The following is a 21,632-nucleotide window of genomic DNA, read 5'->3' as shown; positions in this document are numbered from 1 at the left end:
TGTATGAACAAACTATGAAGAGAGTGTTAAAAGCAGCGCATCTTGCTTGATTGTTAAACAGACCTCAAACTAATGTGTCGTTTTAATAAAAATGTCATACTACGCTGTGACAATTTAATGAATTTTACAAAGGATATTGGCGCAATGTTAATTGCTATTTTTAGACAATTTTTTTTACTAGGGTGCATGAGTTTTGGTGGCCCCGCTGCGCATTTAGGCTATTTTAAGCGCCACTTTGTAGACTCGTTAAATTGGCTAACTAACACCCGTTACGCACAACTTATTAGTTTAAGCCAAGCATTACCAGGGCCAGGCTCTAGCCAAGTTAGTTTTGCTATTGGTGTTGAGCGTGCAGGAGTACTGGGTGGTATAGCTGCTTTTGTAGGCTTTACCTTGCCTTCGTTTTTAATAATGGTGCTGCTTGCGGTTAGTGCCCATCAGTTTGACGCTGTTTACTTTGCAATTATTGCAGGCTTAAAGTTATTTGCCGTTGTTATAGTCGCGGATGCAACACTTAGTATGGCTAAAAGCTTTTGTACAAGTGCTGCGCTTAAGTTACTTGCGGTAATGAGTACACTTGCCTTGGTGTTATTTCCAATGATGGGAACTCAAATAGCGATTTTAATCACTGCTGCAACAGTAGGTGCTATATGGCCTTTATTAAAACTTGGCACAGTAGCAGACGATGTTAGCAGTAAAAACAGTAATATTAATTGGATTGCACTGGGGTTATTTGCGCTCTTACTTGGGGTTAGCTTTATTCCACTAGGGCATGAGTTTGCTTTGTTTACCCCTTTTTACCAAGCGGGTGCAATGGTGTTTGGCGGCGGACACGTAGTACTGCCGGTACTTCAAGCTGGCGTACCAGCATTGAGTGATGATCAGTTTTTAAGTGCTTACGCGAGTGCACAGGCAGTGCCAGGGCCAATGTTTACTATTGCTACTTACTTAGGCGCACAACTTACTACCGAGCAGCCTTTAGTGGGTGCCCTTATAGCTACACTGCTTATATTTATGCCTGGTTTTTTACTTATACTGGCGTTTCAGAAGAGTTGGATTAATTTGGCAAGTAAGCCACGTTTTGCAAGTTCAATAGCGGCGCTTAATGCAGCGGTAGTCGGTTTTTTAGCGGCCGCATTGTATTCACCAATTTGGACATCGGCTGTGCATAGCCTTTGGCAGGTTGCGTTAGTAATAATTACATTTGCATGGCTGCGATTTAAAAAGCCACCTATTTGGTGGCTCTTAGCTTTATTTATTGCTGTGGGTCTTTTGCAGCACTATTTGCCATCACTCTAAATGTTGGCTTATCTGTTTGTTGCTCGTTAGGAGGGCTTAATTGCCCACTAACACTTTGATATGCCCTAAGCCCAAACACTGGCAATACTGCAAGTAAATGGTCCATTATTTCGGCTTGTAGATGCTCGTACGAAATCCAGCGTTTGTCTTCACTAAAGCAATAAAACTCAATCGGTAACCCGTGGTTCATTGGTTGTAGCTCTCGTACCATTAACGTAAGCGACGTATTAATTTTACTGTGCTGCTTTAAATAGCCCTCAGCATAACGACGAAACAGCCCTAAATTAGAAACTTGAGCGGGTAATGTCGTCACTCGGATATAGTCATGAAGCGGAATAGCCGCATCTATTTGCTTTCTAAATTCATCACTTACTAAACAAATACTGTGCATATCTATATTAAGTGAACGTTTAATACGTCTACCGCCCGACTCTTGCATACCACGCCAGTTTTTAAACGAACCCGCAACTAGCATATAAGTTGGAATAGTTGTTATGGTGTTATCCCAGTTACGTACCTTTACAGTGTTTAAACCCAAATCAATTACTTCGCCATCGGCGCCGTAGTTTTCTACTTGAATCCAATCACCATAGGTTACTAGGCGATTTGCTGCGATTTGAATACTAGCTACAAAGCCTAAAATAGTGTCTTTAAATACTAATAACGTAACAGCAGCAATAGCACCAAAGCCAGAGAGAATATAAGTGGGTGACTTCTCAAGGAAAATACTTACAATTAAAATAGCACACACAATAAAGGTGATTAGCTTAACAACCTGAATTAAGCCCTGAATAGGGACTTCGCGTGCAAACTCCAATTGGTTATAAATAGAACCCGCAATACTTACAATACTGCTAAAAATAAAACCTACATGAATAATTAGTATAGCTTGGCCAACCGTTTTCAAAATTTCAGCGGTCAGCTCATTAACCGGATAAACACTGTCAAAGGTCGCCAAAAATAATACGCTGCAAAGCATACCTGCAATACGTCTATTAAGCTTATTAAGCATAGGCGACAACGAACCAATACGTTGAGGCGAAAGCTTAGTTACCACTTTTTGAATGCCTGGTAACATTAACCTACGAGTAAATAAGTAAACAATTAATAAAGAAAAAATCCCTATTGAAACTGCGGTAATAGAACTAAGAAAATCCGCATCGGGTACTTTTTCAAACCAAGGAGCGATTAACTCCTGTAGGTGGGTGTTGGTCATAGTGTTTCAATTTCCTTACTGATTTGTGGTTCAGGTAAATCTTGTTGAGCATAAATATCGGCAAGCTGCTGATCTTTCGCAACCCATAGCTCATTCACATAATGTTGAAAATTAGCTTTAAATACGTCATCGGTTTGATAGCTGCCCTGCATATTGTCATTAATGGGCGTTACGCCTATTGAAACATAAATAGAATCTAGCTCGCCTTTGAGTAAGTTACGACAAACGTGATCTGTTTTACCGCTATACACTAAACTTGTATTTAGCATGGCATCAAATTGGTTGGCTAGCACTTCAAGCGCAAAAGCAATGCCACCCGCTTTGGGTTTTAATAAGTGCTTAAAAGGACTTTGCTGCAGATTATGCTTAGCTGGCGTAAAGCGTGTGCCTTCAACAAAATTAACGATGGTAGTAGGATAGTGACGAAAATTGCGACAGCTGTGCTTTGTGCGCTCTACATCCAACCCTTTCAACTTTGGGTTTTTAGCAAGCTGTGCTTTGCTTACCCGTTTCATAAACGGCATACCCATAGCCCACGCACCAGTGCCAATAAAAGGCACGTATTTTAATTCATCTTTTAAAAAAAACTTAGGGGCTGGCAATGCATGTAATGAGCTAAGCACGGTTATATCTAACCAACTCGTGTGATTACATATAAGTAAATACCAACTTTTTGAATTTAAATCGCCACTTATATCAACCACAATATTAGGACAACCTAGCCACAAGCCAAACCGATTGCCATTACACCACCCTCGATAAGCGCTATGCAATAAAGAGTTAACAACAGACAAAGGCAGTAATAACTTAATAAGCCCTAGTACAAATACTAGTGAGCCAAAAAGCATTACATTAGAAAACAATACGCAGCCCACAATTAAGCCGTTAAGCCAATTTGGTAACCACTTTTTTAGCATAACTGTAAGCTCATATTTTTGCCTTTTATTTGGGATGTTTTTCGAGCGATTGTAATGTTTGCTCTTTATTTTCCCATAAACGATTTAGCTCGCTTTGAAAGCGCACTCTAAATTCAGAATCGCCGGTGTAGTCACCAATAAGCTCTTCGCTTACCGGCCTTACATCCACATGTACGTTGATATTTTTTACCTTACCACCTGCAAAATCCATGAATGTAGGAATGCCATCAGGGTAATGAATTGTAACGTTAACCACTTTAGTAATTTGCTCGCCCATTGCTTGCATTACAAAGGCAATACCGCCCGCTTTTGGTTTTAATAAATGTGGAAACGGGCTATTTTGGCGCGCGTGCTTTTGTGTAGTAAAACGAGTGCCTTCTACAAAGTTAACCACACTTACTGGCATTTCTTTAAATTTTTCGCAGGCTTTACGCGTGGTTTCTAAGTCTTTGCCACGCAGCTTTGGATTCTTTTTTAGTTGGCTTTTACTCGTGCGGGTCATAAACGGAAAATCAAGCGCCCACCAACACAAACCTAGAATAGGCACGTAAATAAGCTCTTTTTTCAAAAAGAAGTTTAAAAATGGAATTTTACGGTTAAACACGCGCTGCAATACTAAAATATCGACCCAGCTTTGGTGATTTGCAATTACTAGGTACCAATCCTTCAGTTTAAGTTCTTCAAGGCCAGTTACATTAAGTTTAGTTGGCGTAAATAACTTTTGATTTAAGCTATTAAAAGTCACCCAAATAGTTGCAAATTTCTTTGCAGCCCAGCTCATAATCTTTTGTAGAGGCTTAATAGGTATAAGCTTTATAAGCCCACAAACAAAAATAGGCACAAACCAAAAAAGTGTGTTTATTGTGTAAAAAATAATACTAAATACACCGCGAATAACTGACATTACTTCCATTCCTTTAAACATTGCGCAGCCACTAATACTGCGCTTTCAGTTGCTTACAAATTAATCTTCAAAATAGGTATAGCCTTCAAGGCCTGCATTAAGCTCAGCCAAGTAACCTTCTTTACACTGCGCTGATACATCAAGTTTATTAACTTGGTACGCAAAGTTGTCAGCTAAAATGGCGCTATCATAGTCAACAAACTTTAATACATCCTTAACGCTATCACCTTTTATGGCATTGGTTAACACATAACCTTCATCGTTAAGCTCTACATGCACTGAATCAGTGTCACCGAATAAGTTGTGTAAATCGCCTAAAATTTCTTGATATGCACCCACCATAAACATAGCAATGTGGTATTGCTCGCCGTGCTTATATTCTGGTATTGGTAGACTGGTTTCGATACCAGCGCCTTCAACGTATTCGCGGATTTGACCGTCAGAGTCACAGGTAATATCTTGAATAATCGCGCGCTGAGTCAATGGTTGAGTTAAGTTTTCGATTGGCATAACCGGAAACAACTGCTGAATACCCCATACATCAGGCAATGACTGAAATAATGAAAAGTTAACAAACAATTTATCGGCAAGCTTTTCGTTTAAATCGTCGAGGACTTCACGGTGCGCGCGCGCGTTATTACTAAGCGATGCACGTACACGATGTAAAATAGTAAAGTAAAGCTGCTCTATTTTCGCCCACTCTAGCATGCTTACTAAGCCATGCACGTACTGATCGTGCGCTTCGCTAAATAAGTGCATAGCGTCGTGATAAATCTCAAGTGCCATACGCGGGTTTAAACGCTGTAAACACTGCCACATTTCATCAAGCACTAACGCGCTATTTTCAAGCGGTGGCTCTGGATTTAAATGATTGGGCGCTTTTTCTACGTCAATTACATCGGTAATTAATACCGCATGGTGAGCGGTTAAAGCGCGCCCCGATTCGGTGATAATGGCCGGATGCGTAAGGTTATGCTGATCGCACACTTCTGCAAATGCATTCACTACATTACGCGCGTACTCTTCTACTGTGTAGTTCATTGAACACGCGCTGCGCGAGCCAGAGCCCTCGTAATCAACGCCTAAGCCGCCGCCTACATCAACGGTATTTAACGGTACGTTTAATTGCGTAAGCTCAGCAAAGTGGCGTGCGCATTCACGCAAAGCACGGTGAATATCACGAATGTTGGCAATTTGAGAACCAATATGAAAATGCACCATTTGCATTAAGTGCAGCTTATTATGCTTTTTCAGCACTTCAACAGCACTTAGTACTTGGCCTGCCGTTAAACCAAACTTGCCTTTTTCGCCACCCGTGTTTTGCCACTTGCCTTTGCCTACTGAGTTTAGGCGAATACGAATACCAATAGCAGGTTCAATGCCTAGGTTGTCTATTTCTTCAAGTAGTGTGGTCAGTTCTGAAAGCTTCTCTACCACAATTTTTACGCTGTGGCCCATGGCTTGACCAATACATGCTAAGCGTAAAAATTCACTGTCTTTATAGCCGTTACACACTATTGTGATTGGCTCTTTTGCTACGCCCAAAATAGCCATAAGTTCTGGCTTTGAGCCTGCTTCTAGGCCAACAAGCCCGCTTGGATGCGCTAATAGCTTACTTACTACAGAACGTTGCTGATTTACTTTTATTGGGTAAACACAGGTGTATTTACCGTTATATTCACGATTTGCTCGCGCTTGCGTAAACGCATTAGTAAGGGTGTCTACACGATTTTTTAAAATATCGGTAAAGCGTACTAAAACCGGCAACGTTAAACCTTGTTGTTTAAACTGCTCTGTTAATTGCGTTAAAGAAATGGCCGGTTTTGTTTGGTCGCCATCTGGGTAAGCCACCAGTTCGCCTTGTGCGTTAATATCAAAATAGCCATCACTCCAATGAGCAACGTTATAAGTGGCGCGTGCTGTTTCTAAACCCCAGGTCATGGCAACTCTTCTTTAGTCAATTAGGTATAAAGGCGCATTTTAATACGTCACAATCCACTAGGCTAACAAAAATTGAACTTTCACTCACTCCTAACTAACTTTATTCGTCAAATCAGTTAAAATGTCATTGAGCAAAACGCCAAGCACTGGCAGAATTGCCCCTTTTTCATACTCAACCTAAAAAGTGTAATAGTAACTATGGCAAATTTAGATCAAAGTAAGTGGTTTACTGAAATTAGCGACCGCGATGGCAGCGCATTTTCATTACGTATTAATAAAAAGTTAGATGAAAAACAGTCTCCTTTTCAAAAGGTAGAAATGTTTGAAACCACAGACTTTGGTAATTTAATGATCATCGACGGGTGTACTATGGTAACAACCCGCGAAAACTTCTTTTATCATGAGATGATCAGCCACCCTGCACTTTTAGCGCATCCAAACCCTAAAAACGTCGTTATTATTGGCGGCGGCGACTGCGGTACTTTACGCGAAGTATTAAAACACCCAGGCGTAGAAACTGTAACGCAAATAGATATAGACGAAGTAGTAACGCAAATGTCGTTAAAATACTTCCCAGAGCTTTGTGAATCTAACAACGACGCCCGTGCAACGGTTATGTTTGACGACGGTATTAAATACATGCGCGAAGCCGCTGGCGAATCTATCGACGTAGTGATTGTTGATGGCACAGATCCGGTAGGTCCTGGTGAGGGTTTATTTAACCATGCGTTTTACACAAGCTGTTTAGATGCACTGCGCCCCGGTGGTATTTTAGTACAACAAAGTGAATCGCCACTTATGCACATGCCATTATTAGTTGAAATGCGCGAAGCAATGCTAAGCGTAGGCTTTAACGATTTACAAACACTGCCATTCCCACAACCAATTTACCCAAGCGGCTTATGGTCAGTAACACTTGCGCGTAAATCACAAGCATTTGACGGTTTTAGAGAAGACGGCGCAGCACAAATAGCTGAGCATAGCGAATACTACAACAGCGGTATTCATCATGGTGCACTCGCTACACCTAACTACATGAAACGCGCTTTTGATAAAAAATAATACTAATTCACTTTAGGCTTTGTTGACTTCTCAAGGTTAAAATTGCATTAAAAAAGGGACTTTTAAAGTCCCTTTTTATTTTTATAATGACTATTCAAACTGAACTCGAGCTAGCAAACAACATAAGTACAGTCATATTTCAAAACCTTAAAGAGCTATCTAACCAAATAATCAGTTTATTTAAACTTTAAATCGATGCACTAAGTGATTTAGCTCATCAGTCAATTGTTCCATTTTTTTAGATACATCCTCAGTAGTTCGAGCAAGCGCCCCCCCTTCTAAAGTTTGATCGTTTAATGATGATAGGTTTTGACTTATTTCATCTGCAACCGTTGTCTGCTCTTCAGTCGCTTGCGCTGTTTGCATCGCCAAATCATTTACTTTAGTAGACGAGCTTTGCATTGCATTAAGCACATCATTAGTTTGACTAAACGAGCCAACCGCATCATCTGCAAATTGCTTACCTTCATCTATCGCTTTAATTGATTGTTCTACGCTCGTTGCAAATTGCTCTATCATTTTTTGAATATCGTTTGTGCTTACTTGCGTGCGTGTAGCCAATGTTCTTACTTCATCTGCTACCACAGCAAAACCTCTGCCATATTCACCAGCTCGCGCGGCTTCAATAGCAGCATTAAGCGCCAGCAGATTTGTTTGCTCTGCAATTGCACGAATAACCTCAAGTACTTTGGCAATGTTATCAGAACTTTGTTGTAGTTCTGTAGAGCGCGCCATAGCTTGCTCCATATTTTGCGACAAAGAAATAATACGAGAACTAGAGTGCGCAACCGCTGTTAGTCCTTGCTGAGCTAAATTTAACGATTTATCAGCTTCTGTTGATGATTGCTGAGCAACACCTGCAACTTCTCTACTTGCTACACTCATCTCATGCACTGCACTTACTATTGACTCAGAGGCTTGGCTGAGCGTTTGATTTACAGCATTGTTTTTATTTGCAACCTGACTTAACTCACCTCCTAATTCACTTAGCTCTTTTGATTGCTCTAAAATATCGCGAATTAATTGCTGTAAGTTGTCGAGAAAACGATTGAACTGCCTTGCAAGTTCAGAAAACTCATCTTTAGACGTTATAGCGATCCTGCCAGTTAAATCGCCATCACCAGAGGCTATATCGTTAATACGAGAAGTTACATAGTTAATTTGCTCTGTTAATTGCTTAGGAATAAGGTAACTAAACCAACACGCCACTAATAAAATTAATATGACAAAAATAAGCATAGTTAACTTAGTTGAAGCAATTGTGTCTGATAGTTTTTGAACTTCTTCGACCGATGTTTGCTCTGCTAATTCACCAGCTTGATCAAGCGTAGATCTTAATTCGTCAAATGCTTTTTCTGATTGAGACTGTTTTTTTAGATTTGTTTTATCATTCATATAGGCCAGTGAAGCGTTTAACCAAGTATTATAAGCACCATCAAAACCGCGAAGCCCATTTATAGCTTTTGGATAATCCGATAACAAAGCTAAGTACTGCTCTAACCTTTGCGTTACTTGCTCAGCATTTTCTTTATGCTCTTGCAAATAAGCTTCTTTATTGTCGTTATGTGCGACTAAATTTAACTCAGCAACCTTTGCTTGATACAAATCCCTGTCGGCACTCAAAGCAAGAGACACAGCCTTAATAAATTTATCGGATTGCACATCTAATGCATTTTTTTGTAAGTTAATTAAGTATGAATACCCAATAATTAACGACAAGATAGCAATACCTAAAATAACAATAGGAAAAGAGACTTTGACGCGGATACTATTCAAATTCATTACTTACTCCAAAAAAAATCACATTTAATACCTACCTTTTTGATAATAAATCTAGTTTATAAAACCTAAAATCGCCATTGAGCGTTTAGCATTATTTGCTGCTGCGAGATTCGTTCATTAAATCCAATTGGCTCTCTATTTTTTGCAACACTTTTAAGTGCAGAACCTTCAACCCCTATTTGTAGTTTATTAGTGAGCTGGTAGCGCCATGTTGCGGTTAAGCCTTCCCCATTACTTGCATTAGGGTCAAACGCGGTTGTGTCGTTATCTGTCACTTTAAAGTAATCGTAGCGTACTGAAACTCGATGCTTGCCTTCTTTATGGCTTAACATTAAATAATGACTGTAAAAGGCATTATCTATTAAAGCATTAGCGCCCATTTCGGTTTTACCATTGAGCACCTGTGCTATTAAACGTGTTTTATTATTAAACTTATAAAGCCAAGCGGCGCTAGTAAAGCGAGTATCCCAAGCATATTGCCCTGTACTAATATTAAGCGTGGTTGGGTCACCGTTATTGTTGTAATAATAAATTCGAAATTGTGATTTTTTTAAGTAATCCCAATGTACGCCAGCGTAATAGCCAAAACGCCCGTCTACTTCTTCAAACGGTAAAACCTGATTAGCTTGCCAGCGTAATTCATACGCATTTAATGCCGCTACAGGCGCAAATTTAACACTTTCGTTAAATGTAGTTTGCCTATCGTGTAATGCAAAACCACGCCACGCAAGCAAAGTACCTGCAGGATCATTGCCTTTAAATGTAGCACCTACAAAACTAAAGCTATGAGCGCTGTTGAAACGTTTTGCTGGGCGCTTAATAGTTACCTCTGCGCCAACAGTGCGTACTTCCTCGCCTATCCAGCTATTAATAGCTGAGTTTGTATAGTTATAAGGAGATGTCCACCCTATATCAGGATTTTCAAGCGACATAAGTGGGTAAAAGCCCCCCACGCGCATGTGCCATTTATAGTTGCTGTTAGATAGCGGCTGATACTTTATATAAGCCTGTGTAAAACCAAGGCCAACATCAGGATCTTGATTCGCATTTAACACCCCATGAGCCGACCAACTAGATGCTAAATCAACATTAAAATCTAAAATACCTTGGGATAAAATAAGTTCGTCGCTTTTAGTATCGTGCCGATATAGCCCAAGGCCGCCAAGGCCGCCCTCTTGGAAGCTACGTATATCGTCCCCCTGCACGGCTCTAATTTGTATCAAGCCTTTTACTTGTGCATACAATGCATTACTAAAACATAAAGCACCGGCTAAAAATGCCAGCCTCATTAAGCGATTAATAGTCATCAAATTCATCCGTAGCAAAGTCAATTTGCTCCGCAATTTCCTGCTTTACTTTATAAGTGATCGGGTTAGTAGCCACAGTAATAGTTTGAGATTCAACCTTACTAATATCACTAAACCCAGAATGCCAAACACTTAACGTGTATTCGCCTACATTGGCATTTAAATCAACATGACCATTTTCATCAGTGATTGCAAAAATAGTACTATCGACCACCACAATATAACCTAACATCCAATCATGAATATTACAGCCAAGCTCAACAACACCTGTTTGATCAAAAGTAATGGGCGCTTTTGGATGCTCCTTATATAGCTTTAATTCAAATGTTTTAGCTTTAGAAAATGAATAAACATGATGCATGATTGAGTCCGCATTCGGAAACTCTACCTTTGCATTTTGTGGGACAACTAAAATACGCGGCTTAAATTCTCGATTTTGCTGGGTCATCGCATAAGGTGCTTCTGGAGGAATAACGCTAGAGGAATCACCTGCAGTTAACCACACAACAGCATTAGGTAATGGGTCATTATTAGCATTTTTAATTGTAATATTTGCTGCAAAAACTCCAGTACTAACACTTAGTAAAAATACACAAAGTAAGCTTTTTATCATTTTCTTGTCGCTATTATCAATTTGTTTACATTATAGACCGATTAAGCCACCAAATTCTTTCTATTTTTTAAAACATTGAATACGTATGTAGGCAGTCGTATTAATCATCAACAGTCATTATCCTTAAATGTCACCACCGACTCATCTAAGGACACACCATGAGAATTCCTGCACTTGTGCTTTTAGCCTTTGCTAGTAATAGCTACGGACAAACCGTAGAGCTAAAATCGCCAGACACACAAATAACAGTAAGCATCTCTGACGAAAACAACACGCCAAGCTACGCAATAAAATTTAAAAACAAAGCGGTTATAAACAAGTCTTTACTGGGGTTTGAATTTAAAACACAAGCGGCCTTTAGCGACGGTTTTAAAATTAAAAACATTGAACAACAAAGCGTTAACTCTCAGTGGCAACAACCTTGGGGCGAACGCCAAAACGTTGTTGACGAATATAACGAAGTAGCCGTTACCTTTACAAAAAACGAGCCAAATAAAGGCGCCTACACTATTCGATTTAAAGCATTTGATAGTGGTGTAGGTTTTCGATACGAAGTACCACAACAAGCCGGGTTCGAACATACAGAAATAACCAAAGAGCTGACTGAATTTGCAATAAACAATAGCCATGATGCAACAGCATGGTGGATACCTGCTCGTGGCTGGAACCGCTACGAATATGTTTATAACACCACCGCGCTTAACGAAGCTCCACTAGCTCACACACCATTTACGTTTAAAACAAGTGACGGTACTCATATTAGTATTCATGAAGCCGCTCTTGTTGATTACGCGGGTATGGTGCTTAATCAGCGCCGTCCAGGCACATTTACAGCCGACTTAACCCCTTGGTCAGATGGTATTGCCGTTAAAAAGCAAGGCGCTTTTAAAACACCATGGCGCACCATTCAAATAGCCGACAGCGCTGTTGGCTTAGTTAATTCAGATATAATACTAAACCTAAACGAGCCTAATAAACTCGGTGACGTGTCGTGGGTTAAACCTGGCAAATACGTCGGTATTTGGTGGGGTATGCATATAAACACGCAAACTTGGGGTAGCGGTAAAAAACACGGCGCCACTACGCAAACCACAAAATACTATATGGATTTTGCAGCGCAGTATGGTTTTGATGGCGTACTCGTTGAAGGCTGGAATATTGGCTGGGATGGCGATTGGTACTTTAATGGCGATGTATTTAACTTTACCAAACCGTACGATGATTTTGATATAGCAGCGCTGACTCAATACGGCAAAGAAAAAGGCGTACAGCTCATTGGCCATCACGAAACATCAGGCAATGTAAGCAACTACCGAGACCAAATGGAAGATGCCTTTACACTTTACGAAAAATCAAACGTCAGCCAAGTAAAAACAGGTTATGTAGCCGATGGCGGAAATATAAAACGTATAGACAAAAACGGTATTGCGCGCCATGAATGGCATGACGGCCAATTTATGGTTAACGAATACCTTTATAACGTAAAGCTTGCGGCTAAACATAAAATTAGCATTAATACTCACGAGCCAATTAAAGATACAGGCCTGCGCCGTACTTACCCAAACTGGATCGCGCGCGAAGGTGCACGCGGGCAAGAATATAATGCATGGGGTTCGCCTCCTAACCCACCAGAACACGTACCAATGCTTGCCTTTACCCGCATGCTCTCTGGCCCTATGGACTTTACGCCAGGTATTTTTGATATGAGCTTTAATGGTTTAGGAGGCGATACAAACCGCCCACAAACTACACTTGCCAAACAACTTGCACTTTATGTTGTGTTGTATAGCCCAATTCAAATGGTTGCCGACTTACCTAAAAACTATTTGGCTAAGCCCGACGCATTTCAATTTATTCAAGACGTACCAACAGATTGGCAGCAAAGTATTGCCCTTGATGGCGAAGTAGGCGACTTTATTGTATTTGCCCGTAAAGAACGTAAAAGCACTAAATACTCAGGAAACGATTGGTACCTAGGTGCTGTTACTGACGAGAAAGCCAGAACAATTGAAGTGAAACTCAACTTTTTAGAGCAAGACAAAAAGTTTGAAGCACAAATTTATAAAGATGGTAAAAATGCAGAGTGGAAAAACAATCCGTACGATCTAGCTATCGAAAAACGTGTTGTAACTGCAAACGATAAACTTACGCTTAAACTGGCCACCAGTGGCGGTACTGCTATTCGCTTTAAAGCACTTTAGTACAATAAAACCCCTGCATTTATTGTGCAGGGGTTGATACCTTGATTGGCAAATATACTTGTGCACTTAAACCGCCTTCTGGGCGGTTTTCTAGTTTTACTTTACCGTCGTGCATATCAACAATGCGTTTAATAATGGCAAGGCCTAAGCCACTACCTTCACTGCCACGTGCAGCATCGCCTTGCTTAAAGGGCTCAAACACAGACTCTAATTCGTTTTCAGGGATCCCAGGACCACTATCGTTTACAGCGATAACTACATATTTTTTGTTTGAATTAAAGTAACTAAGTACTTCAATATCGCCCTCAGAATAACGCAGCGCATTACCAATCATGTTGGTAATTACACGTTTAATAGCCACAGAGCTTAAGGGTATATTGCCTATATTTGGATTACTTTTAAACGTAATAGTACGTTGATGCTGAAGCTCAGAATTAACAACCTCGGCAACTAAAGCATTTATATCTTCGCAACTTAGTTCTTCACGTTTATGGTGGCGTAAATACTCAATAAACTGATCGATAATCCCGTTCATATCTTCTATATCGTAAATAATACCTTCACGAAGATAGTCGTCTTCATCAACCATCATTTCGGTGGCTAAACGGATACGCGTAAGCGGCGTACGTAAATCATGCGATACACCAGCCATTAGTAAACGGCGGTCGTTTTCAAGTGCGGCAATTCCGCGCGACATTTGATTAAACGCACGCGTTACTTCTATTACTTCTGTTGAGCCTTCTTCTTCTAATTTGGTAGAAAAATCGCCTTTACCTACTTTCACTGCAGCTTGTTGCAGTGCTTTTAATGGCCTATTAAGGTGCCTTGCAAACAACCACCCACCCAGCACACTTAAAAAGCCAATACTTGATAAGTAAAAAGTTAAAAACTCTAAGTTATTCTCTTTAAAACCTTTAAGCGGTACTTTTACCCAATAACCTGGCGCTTGCGGTGCTTCCACCCAATAAATCAATGGATCAGTTTGGCTAATACGTACACGAGAATAACCACCAAGTTGCTCAGTCATGCTACGCGATAGCATAGAATATTCGCGGCTTTGCCCAAGTCCTTGACGCATTGCTTCGCGCTGAGTCATCACTTCAATGCCGGTAATTTCAAAAAACTTCGCAGATACTTCGTCGTTTATTTCAACGCCATCTTCCCAGTCAATAAATACCGTTTTAATTTGCTTAGCAAGCATCAAGTTAACTTGCTCAATAGTTGGCTTTACAACATAAAAACTAACCGTAACATAAGACACTATTTGATTTATTAGCAACAAAGCCGCCACTAAAAAAACAGTTTGCCCAAAAGCACTGCGCGGAAACATGCCCATAAATATTACTTTTCACCATCGGGAACAAACACATACCCCAAACCCCAAACGGTTTGAATATATCGCGGATTAGCAGCATCTACTTCAATCATGCGGCGAAGTCGCGACACTTGCACATCAATACTTCGCTCAAGCGCACTGTAATCACGCCCACGCGCTAAGTTCATTAGCTTATCGCGGCTAAGTGGCTCACGCGGATGCGAAACAAGCGCTTTAAGCACTGCAAACTCACCACTGGTAAGCGATATTGTTTTATCCCCTTCACTCATTTCGCGCGTTGCTAAATTAAGCGTAAATTTACCAAAAGCGATTAAGTTTTCTTCAGCAGCTGGAGCACCTGGCACTTCTTTTGCGCGGCGGCGTAAAATTGCTTTTATGCGAGCAAGTAGCTCACGTGGATTAAATGGTTTTGGAATGTAATCGTCAGCGCCAAGTTCAAGGCCAATAATACGGTCTACTTCGTCGCCCTTTGCTGTAAGCATAACAATAGGAATTTCATTTTCTTTTTGGCGTAGTCGGCGGCAAATAGATAAACCATCCTCGCCTGGAAGCATTAAATCGAGAACCATTAAGTGAAAGTTTTCTCGCTCTAGGAGTCTATCCATTTGCTCCGAGTTTCCTGCGGTTCTAACAATAAAGCCTTGCTCTACTAAATAACGTTCAAGCAAACTGCGTAAGCGCATATCGTCATCAACAACTAATACTTTTGTGGTCTCGTGTCCCATAATCTCTTTCTTATTTTTATATCCAATTACTAGTTAATATAAATGAAAAACTTAATAATCAAAAACTAATTACTTGCTTAGATTGTTACTGAACATTTCAAAGCTTCCTTACTCGTACTTTATTACATTTTACGCTCGACAAGTTTTGGCAAATTTAATAACGTGCACACCATTAGAGTTAATAAAGAATTGGCCATGAAAACAAATTTAGTTACCCGCGAAGGTTACTTGCAATTACAACAAGAACACGATCAACTATGGAACGTTAAACGCCCAGAAGTAACAAAAATAGTCAGCTGGGCGGCCAGCCTCGGAGATCGCTCTGAGAACGCAGACTATCAGTATAACAAGCGATTGCTGCGTCAAATTGACCGCCGGGTACGCTACTTACGCAAGCGCATACCTGATTTAAAAATTATTGACTACTCTCCCGTGCAAGATGGAAAAGTATTTTTTGGTGCATGGGTTGAAATTGAAAACGAAGAAGGTGAAGTTAAAAAGTTCAGAATTGTAGGTCCTGATGAAATTTACGACCGTAAAGATTACATATCAATAGACTCACCTATGGCGCGTGCGTTGATTAAAAAACAAGTGGACGATGAATTTGAAGTGACCACTCCTCAGGGAAAAAAGCAGTGGTATGTAAACAGTATCGATTACCAAAAAAAGAAATAAAAAGTTTTGATTCAGATCATGTTAACTTTTGATTGTGTAAATTAAAGCAATAAGCTATAACTGAATTATTCAAGTTGATTTGTTTAATTTGAAAGCAGTTAATTAAGGTCGTGATTATGTCAAACATGGTACAGCGCATATTTAGTAATGCCGTATTGTTTGCACTTTTAATGAGTGTAAGTTTGACGCTGCATGCCAGCAACACTGACGTAAACCTTGATAACGCTAAACTATCTAATCACTTTATTACTTGTGATATTCCTGACCAAGCAAACCTCGATTTTGACGTGGACTCTCACGTTAACACTATTACCTTTAGGTCGCCTCAACCACTTCCTAATGTCGTAGATTCTTTTTATAAGAGCACTAATCTAAACAGACCTTTTAGCACTGCATACCAACGCGGACCACCTAGCTATTTAATTTAATTCATTATTTTACAACTTAATTAAATTTTATAACTACTAAGGTGACTACTATGTCTAACTTTAAAGAATTACGTACCCAAAATATTTCTCATGGCGTTATTGCTAGCACATTTGCAGATGATCAACCATTAATCGATTTATCTTCTCCAGCGCTAAAAATGGTGAATAACTTTACTCAAAAAACACCTATTCGTGCAGAGCATGGAACAACGATTACAGATGCACTTAAACAAGTAAGTGCACAACAATCTGACTTTGTTTTAGTAACAGACGAACACCAAAAATTGATTGGCCTAGTTTCTAGCGCCGATTTACAAAGCTCTAAAATTACTATTATTGCAGAGCGCTTAAATATGCAACGAAGCGAAGTAAGCTTACGTGACATTATGACACCAGTTAGCCGCCTTACAGGTGTAAGTATGCAAAGCTTAAGCTACGCATGCATTGGTGATGCGCTGCAAACGATGGAGCATCAGGGCACAATGTTTTTATTAGTTACAACAGCGAGTAACGAAATTTGTGGTTTAATTTCAGCTCGCCAAATAGCTAAAACATTACATATTCCTGTACATATCTCACCTATTGCTCACTCTTTCAGTGAAGTATTAGAAAACATTGAGCACCCTCACTAGGGCGCTCTTTTAGTTGAATTGATTTACTCCCGACCCAACCATCTTAAAGCAAGTAAAATAGCTTGCTTTAAGAGCTTTTCATTACTACCTCCTGTGATATTATTCAAGCAATTAACAGCGCCAGTAACACGCTTCTGGTCTTATTTTATTGTATAAAAAGGTTTTTGCATGAGCGATATCTCTGCACGTTTAGCCGGTGAGTTAAACGCACAGCAGCAACAGGTTGTTGCTGCAACAAAGTTACTTGATGAAGGCGCAACTGTTCCTTTTATTGCCCGCTACAGAAAAGAAGTTACAGGCGGCCTAGACGACACCCAATTACGCCTTTTAGAGCAGCGTTTATCGTATTTACGTGAACTAGAAGAGCGCCGTAGTTTTATTTTATCGACAATCGAATCGCAAAATAAATTAACGCCAGAGCTAAGTGCCGATATAACTAATGCACAAAGTAAAACAGAACTTGAAGATTTATACCTACCATATAAAGCTAAGCGCCGTACTAAAGGCCAAATAGCAATTGAAGCTGGGTTAGAGCCTCTTGCGGATGCACTATTTAAAGATGCTAACCTTGACCCAGAGCAACAAGCAGAGCAGTTTGTAAATGCTGAAAAAGGTTTTGCAGATACAAAAGCGGTACTTGAAGGCGCTAAATTCATCTTAATGGAACGCTTTGCTGAAGACGCAAAATTACTTGCTAAATTTAGAAGCCACATTAGCCAAAATGGCGCAATTGAAAGTACTGTGATTAAAGGCCAAGAGCAAGCCGGTGCAAAATACCGTGATTACTTTGAGCATCAAGAACTTCTTAAAAAAGTACCTTCTCACCGTGCGCTTGCAATGCTTAGAGCTCGAAATGAAGGTGTACTTCAGTTAAATATAAACCCTGAACCTAGTGCTGAAAATTCAGCACAATTATGTGCAAACATGATTGCTGAGCATTACCGTTTAGATATTAAATATAAAGCGGCAAGTCCTTGGTTATTAAACGTTGTTCAATGGGCGTGGAAAGTTAAGCTAGGGTTACACCTAGAGAATGAGTTTTTTGCAGCAATGCGCGAAAAAGCAGAAGCCGGTGCAATAGATGTATTTGCTAAAAACTTAAAAGATTTATTAATGGCTGCACCTGCAGGCCCTCGTACTACTTTAGGTCTTGATCCAGGCCTTCGTACTGGCTGTAAGATTGCCGTTGTTGATAGCACAGGTAAATTACTAGCTACACAAACTATTTTCCCTCATGCACCACAAAATCATTGGGATAAATCAGTGCGTACGTTAGAGCAACTTTGCCGTCAGCATAAAGTTGAGCTAATTGCGATTGGTAACGGTACTGCATCACGCGAATCAGATAAGTTGGTTGCTGAGCTTATCAAAGCAAACAGCGAACTTAAACTTAGTAAAATTATGGTTAGCGAAGCAGGTGCATCGGTTTACTCAGCTTCTGAATTTGCAGCTAACGAATTTCCAGATTTAGATGTTTCTATACGAGGGGCTGTCTCTATTGCACGCCGCCTTCAAGATCCTCTTGCTGAACTTGTTAAAATTGAGCCAAAATCAATTGGTGTTGGCCAATACCAACATGATGTATCGCAAAGCCAATTAGGCCAGAGCCTTATTTCAGTAGTTGAAGACTGTGTAAACTCAGTAGGCGTAGATTTAAACATGGCCTCGGTACCACTACTTACACGCGTATCTGGTTTAAACAAAACATTAGCGCAAAATATCGTTAATTATCGCGATGCTAACGGCACATTTACTAAACGTAGTGAGCTTAAAAAGGTTGAACGTTTAGGGCCAAAAGCATTTGAACAAGCGGCTGGTTTTTTACGTATTAACAATGGTAGCGATCCACTAGATAACTCATCAGTTCACCCTGAAGCTTATCCTGTTGTTAAACGTATTTGTGAACGCAATAGCGTAGATGTCAGTAACCTAATTGGTAACAGCGACTTTTTAACTAAACTTGCTGCTAACGATTACACTGACGAAAAGTTTGGCTTACCAACCGTTACCGACATTATTACTGAGCTTGATAAACCTGGTCGAGATCCTCGACCTGAATTTAAAACAGCTGAGTTTAAAGCCGGTGTTGAAAAAATTAGTGACCTAAAACCAGGTATGATTTTAGAAGGCGTGGTTTCAAACGTTGCTAATTTTGGTGCGTTTGTTGATGTAGGTGTTCACCAAGATGGTTTAGTGCATATTTCAGCAATCACGAATAAATTTATATCAGATCCGCGTGAAGTTGTTAAAGCTGGTGATATTGTAAAGGTTAAAGTTGTTGAAGTAGACGCTGCACGTAAACGCATAAGCTTTACTATGCGCTTAGATGACGATATTGACACAAGTAATAAGTCAGCAGCTCCAGCTACGCAAAAGCCACAAGCACGTGCTAATAATTCGCAACCTCGCGCTGCAAAGCCTAAACGTGACAACGGTAATGCGTTAATGGGCAATGCATTTGCCGATGCGTTCGCTAATGCTAAAGTAAAAAAATAATACTTGTACAACTAAGCTAAAACGAAAAAAACCGCGTAAGCGGTTTTTTTGTGGTTATGTTTTGCTAAATTATTAACTTAACGCTGAAAAACTACTTTGGCTCGCTGGCGATGTAGCCATTTGGTAAAAATTAGCAATACGCCCCGCCCGTGCCTCAACATCGGCATCACGTGTTTGCTCATCACTTTTAGCTGTTTTTGTATCGCTGCTTTCATCGCTAGAGAATGACGCTTCAAGTTTACTTTTTGCGTCTTCGTCGTCTTCTTTTTCAGGTTGTGCAAGCTCAGCTTGAGCCGCTGCTAGCTTTTGCGTAGCATCTGCAGCAATAGAGCGATCAGCTCCCGAAGGCTCTGCAGGCGCTAATGCGGCAGCGCGTACCGTTTGCATTTTGTCTATAGTCGCTTGCGGGTCACCCGGAATTTCTGATACATCTATTTGTACTTCTCCGCCAACTGCGTAGTTAGTACCATCTGGGCCACGTTGATATTCATAGCTTGGCGAGCCAGCATATTGCCCGCCTACAGAAGCGTGTGCTTGTTCGTGTATTCGTACTTCAGTATCTCGTGCTTTTAGCTCTGTAATTTGTTGTTGTTCTTGTTCTAATTGCAGCTCTTCTTGCTCAGATTCTTTTTTCTCGATTGCTTCACTTTCTTGCTCAGTGCCCTCAGGATTTTCTGAGTTTCCATCGCGCTGCTGAACTGACTTTTCGTCTGCTATTTTTCCCGTTGCGTTATACGTCGCACCATCGCTACTACCTGGCAATTTTGCTTTTTCAGCATCACTTTGCGCTTTGGTTTCTGTATTACTTGCGCTACTAGATGCGGGAGCGGGAATAACTTCGCGTAGTTGGTTGTCACGCCGTGCGGTTTCCGTATAAACATTTGCGGTGTTTATATTGATAGACGGAAATGGCGTGACAATATTCATAATACTAAACTTTAATATCGATTAACGTGCCAAGTACATCATCGGCCGTTTGAATTGATTGCGTGTTTGCCTTGGCATTAAATTCTTCAACTTTTAAGTTAACAAGCGCTTCATCAACACGAGCTGGTTGTGCTACTGGTGCAGTAATCGCTTCTTCAGGGCGTGCTGCCGTAAGCTGACGTTGCTGCGCTAATTGCGCGTCATCTTGTTGTTCTATACTGGCACGGTTAATCTCAGCACTGGCTTTTTCAATACCTTGGCTAGCTCGGTTAAACCCTTCTATACCACTATTAAATACTGATCCGATTGGCATATTAAAACCTCCACCAAATAAACATTGTTTAATTATCGCTCAGGTTCTGCTCAAAATAAAGCTTTAAACAGCGCTATTCTTAGCTCTATTTTAAAGCATTGATTTAACGACAGATAAAAACTCACTTTTATGAGAAATAAATGGTGCATGAGATGCTTTATCTAGTACTTCATATTCAAACTCAGTATTTAGTGCTGACATTTTGCTAATCGCTTTATAAGGTACTAAAGCATCAAGCCGGCCAAATACTCCTCTAATAGGGACTGGGCAATGAGTAAATAAGTCACGTAAATCGTCGTTTTGTAAAATATCTAAACCAGCACTCAGGGCATCGCTTTGGGGTGCGCTGTACTGATTTAGCAATTGTTTAAGCTGCTTTATATCATCTCGCGCCGACTCACTACCCATTGCTTGAATAGCTAAAAAACGCTCTATTGTTTTTTCTCGATGATTAACTAACTGCTCTTTAAACTGCGCCAATACATTCGCTTTTATTCCAGGCCAGTTATCTGCCTCAGCAAAAAAAGGAGTCGATGCTATTAAAATAACCTTAGATACTTTTTCAGGCCAATGCTTAGCAATATAAAGTGCAAATAAACCACCTAACGACCACCCCATTAAAATGCTCTTCGGCTTTAATTGCTTACTTAAAATTTCTGCTGCATCATGCAAAGTATAAGGGCTTGGGCATACATCGCTATTACCAAACCCAGGTAGGTCAAGGCTACGTACATTTCCTGAATATAAAAACTCAAGTTCTGGCTGTACTAACTGCCATACGCCCTGATTCATTCCCCAACCATGTAATAACACTAACTCATTTTGCATATTTGCCTAACCTTTACCAAACTTAGGCTC

The 21,632-nt window shown here is 40.3% G+C and carries 19 protein-coding genes; 7 read left to right on the top strand and 12 right to left on the bottom strand.

Features of this window, described 5'->3' with window-relative positions:
* The first annotated feature begins 144 nt into the window (after positions 1–144).
* Entirely contained in the window at positions 145–1,299 is a 1,155-nt protein-coding gene (gene chrA, locus QMA08_RS18510; protein ID WP_290175207.1) for a chromate efflux transporter, read from the top strand.
* Here the strand turns inward: chrA and QMA08_RS18505 are convergent.
* Genes QMA08_RS18505 through speA form a run of 4 tightly spaced genes read right to left on the bottom strand, consistent with a single transcriptional unit; the run spans position 1,256 to position 6,277 of the window.
* Entirely contained in the window at positions 1,256–2,515 is a 1,260-nt protein-coding gene (locus tag QMA08_RS18505; RefSeq protein WP_039490513.1) for a mechanosensitive ion channel domain-containing protein, read from the bottom strand. The two genes, chrA and QMA08_RS18505, sit on opposite strands and share 44 nt — an antisense overlap.
* Entirely contained in the window at positions 2,512–3,432 is a 921-nt protein-coding gene (locus QMA08_RS18500; RefSeq protein ID WP_290175196.1) for an acetyltransferase, read from the bottom strand. Before QMA08_RS18500 ends, QMA08_RS18505 begins: the two co-directional genes overlap by 4 nt.
* A gap of 25 nt (positions 3,433–3,457) precedes the next feature.
* A complete protein-coding gene (locus QMA08_RS18495) occupies positions 3,458–4,336 on the bottom strand; it encodes an acyltransferase (protein WP_002959542.1) in 879 nt (292 codons plus the stop codon).
* Between the two features lie 60 nt (positions 4,337–4,396).
* Entirely contained in the window at positions 4,397–6,277 is a 1,881-nt protein-coding gene (gene speA / locus QMA08_RS18490) for a biosynthetic arginine decarboxylase (protein ID WP_002959544.1), read from the bottom strand.
* A gap of 198 nt (positions 6,278–6,475) precedes the next feature.
* On the opposite strand from speA, the gene speE reads away from it, so the two are divergent.
* Positions 6,476–7,339: a polyamine aminopropyltransferase gene (gene speE / locus QMA08_RS18485; RefSeq protein ID WP_010554937.1), complete on the top strand. Its 864-nt coding sequence runs from the start codon at positions 6,476–6,478 to the stop codon at positions 7,337–7,339.
* 180 nt (positions 7,340–7,519) lie between these two features.
* Here the strand turns inward: speE and QMA08_RS18480 are convergent, their stop codons facing one another.
* From QMA08_RS18480 to QMA08_RS18470, 3 genes are all read right to left on the bottom strand, one after another.
* The gene (locus tag QMA08_RS18480) at positions 7,520–9,121 is read right to left on the bottom strand and encodes a methyl-accepting chemotaxis protein (RefSeq protein ID WP_290175195.1); all 1,602 of its coding nucleotides are present in this window, start codon (positions 9,119–9,121) and stop codon (positions 7,520–7,522) included.
* 65 nt (positions 9,122–9,186) lie between these two features.
* Positions 9,187–10,428: a hypothetical protein gene (locus tag QMA08_RS18475; protein WP_290175194.1), complete on the bottom strand. Its 1,242-nt coding sequence runs from the start codon at positions 10,426–10,428 to the stop codon at positions 9,187–9,189.
* Positions 10,418–11,041: a plastocyanin gene (locus tag QMA08_RS18470; protein WP_039490518.1), complete on the bottom strand. Its 624-nt coding sequence runs from the start codon at positions 11,039–11,041 to the stop codon at positions 10,418–10,420. The genes QMA08_RS18475 and QMA08_RS18470 overlap by 11 nt, the downstream gene beginning before the upstream one ends.
* A gap of 158 nt (positions 11,042–11,199) precedes the next feature.
* Here QMA08_RS18470 and QMA08_RS18465 point away from each other — a divergent pair, with 158 nt between their 5' ends.
* Entirely contained in the window at positions 11,200–13,242 is a 2,043-nt protein-coding gene (locus QMA08_RS18465) for a glycoside hydrolase family 97 protein (RefSeq protein WP_290175193.1), read from the top strand.
* 19 nt (positions 13,243–13,261) lie between these two features.
* On the opposite strand, the gene envZ is transcribed toward QMA08_RS18465, so the two are convergent.
* Positions 13,262–14,578: a two-component system sensor histidine kinase EnvZ gene (envZ, locus tag QMA08_RS18460; protein WP_002959551.1), complete on the bottom strand. Its 1,317-nt coding sequence runs from the start codon at positions 14,576–14,578 to the stop codon at positions 13,262–13,264.
* Positions 14,579–14,583: 5 nt separating this feature from the next.
* Positions 14,584–15,303 (bottom strand): two-component system response regulator OmpR, encoded by a 720-nt coding sequence (ompR, locus tag QMA08_RS18455; protein WP_002959552.1) that lies wholly within the window; start codon positions 15,301–15,303, stop codon positions 14,584–14,586.
* 195 nt (positions 15,304–15,498) lie between these two features.
* Between ompR and greB the strand changes: the two genes are divergently transcribed.
* From greB to QMA08_RS18435, 4 genes are all read left to right on the top strand, one after another.
* Positions 15,499–15,978, top strand: coding sequence for a transcription elongation factor GreB (gene greB, locus QMA08_RS18450; protein WP_002959554.1), 480 nt, complete (start codon positions 15,499–15,501; stop codon positions 15,976–15,978).
* A 116-nt stretch (positions 15,979–16,094) separates the two neighbouring features.
* Entirely contained in the window at positions 16,095–16,406 is a 312-nt protein-coding gene (locus QMA08_RS18445; RefSeq protein ID WP_138489777.1) for a hypothetical protein, read from the top strand.
* A gap of 50 nt (positions 16,407–16,456) precedes the next feature.
* Positions 16,457–17,038 (top strand): CBS domain-containing protein, encoded by a 582-nt coding sequence (locus tag QMA08_RS18440; RefSeq protein ID WP_024595749.1) that lies wholly within the window; start codon positions 16,457–16,459, stop codon positions 17,036–17,038.
* Between the two features lie 168 nt (positions 17,039–17,206).
* Positions 17,207–19,534, top strand: coding sequence for a Tex family protein (locus tag QMA08_RS18435; RefSeq protein ID WP_290175192.1), 2,328 nt, complete (start codon positions 17,207–17,209; stop codon positions 19,532–19,534).
* 72 nt (positions 19,535–19,606) lie between these two features.
* Here the strand turns inward: QMA08_RS18435 and QMA08_RS18430 are convergent, their stop codons facing one another.
* The 3 genes from QMA08_RS18430 to bioH form a co-directional block, all read right to left on the bottom strand.
* On the bottom strand, positions 19,607–20,461 hold the full coding sequence (locus QMA08_RS18430; protein ID WP_138489779.1) for a putative metalloprotease CJM1_0395 family protein: 855 nt from the start codon (positions 20,459–20,461) through the stop codon (positions 19,607–19,609).
* Positions 20,462–20,465: 4 nt separating this feature from the next.
* Positions 20,466–20,774, bottom strand: coding sequence for a hypothetical protein (locus tag QMA08_RS18425; RefSeq protein WP_002959563.1), 309 nt, complete (start codon positions 20,772–20,774; stop codon positions 20,466–20,468).
* Positions 20,775–20,864: 90 nt separating this feature from the next.
* Positions 20,865–21,602 (bottom strand): pimeloyl-ACP methyl ester esterase BioH, encoded by a 738-nt coding sequence (bioH, locus tag QMA08_RS18420; protein WP_197121603.1) that lies wholly within the window; start codon positions 21,600–21,602, stop codon positions 20,865–20,867.
* Positions 21,603–21,632: the final 30 nt, after the last annotated feature.

The sequence above is a fragment of the Pseudoalteromonas sp. APC 3355 genome, from assembly GCF_030407615.1.
Classification (GTDB): Bacteria; Pseudomonadota; Gammaproteobacteria; order Enterobacterales; family Alteromonadaceae; genus Pseudoalteromonas; species Pseudoalteromonas distincta.
Note: the sequence above shows the minus strand (reverse complement) of the source record. Positions and strands in the feature narration are given on the sequence as shown.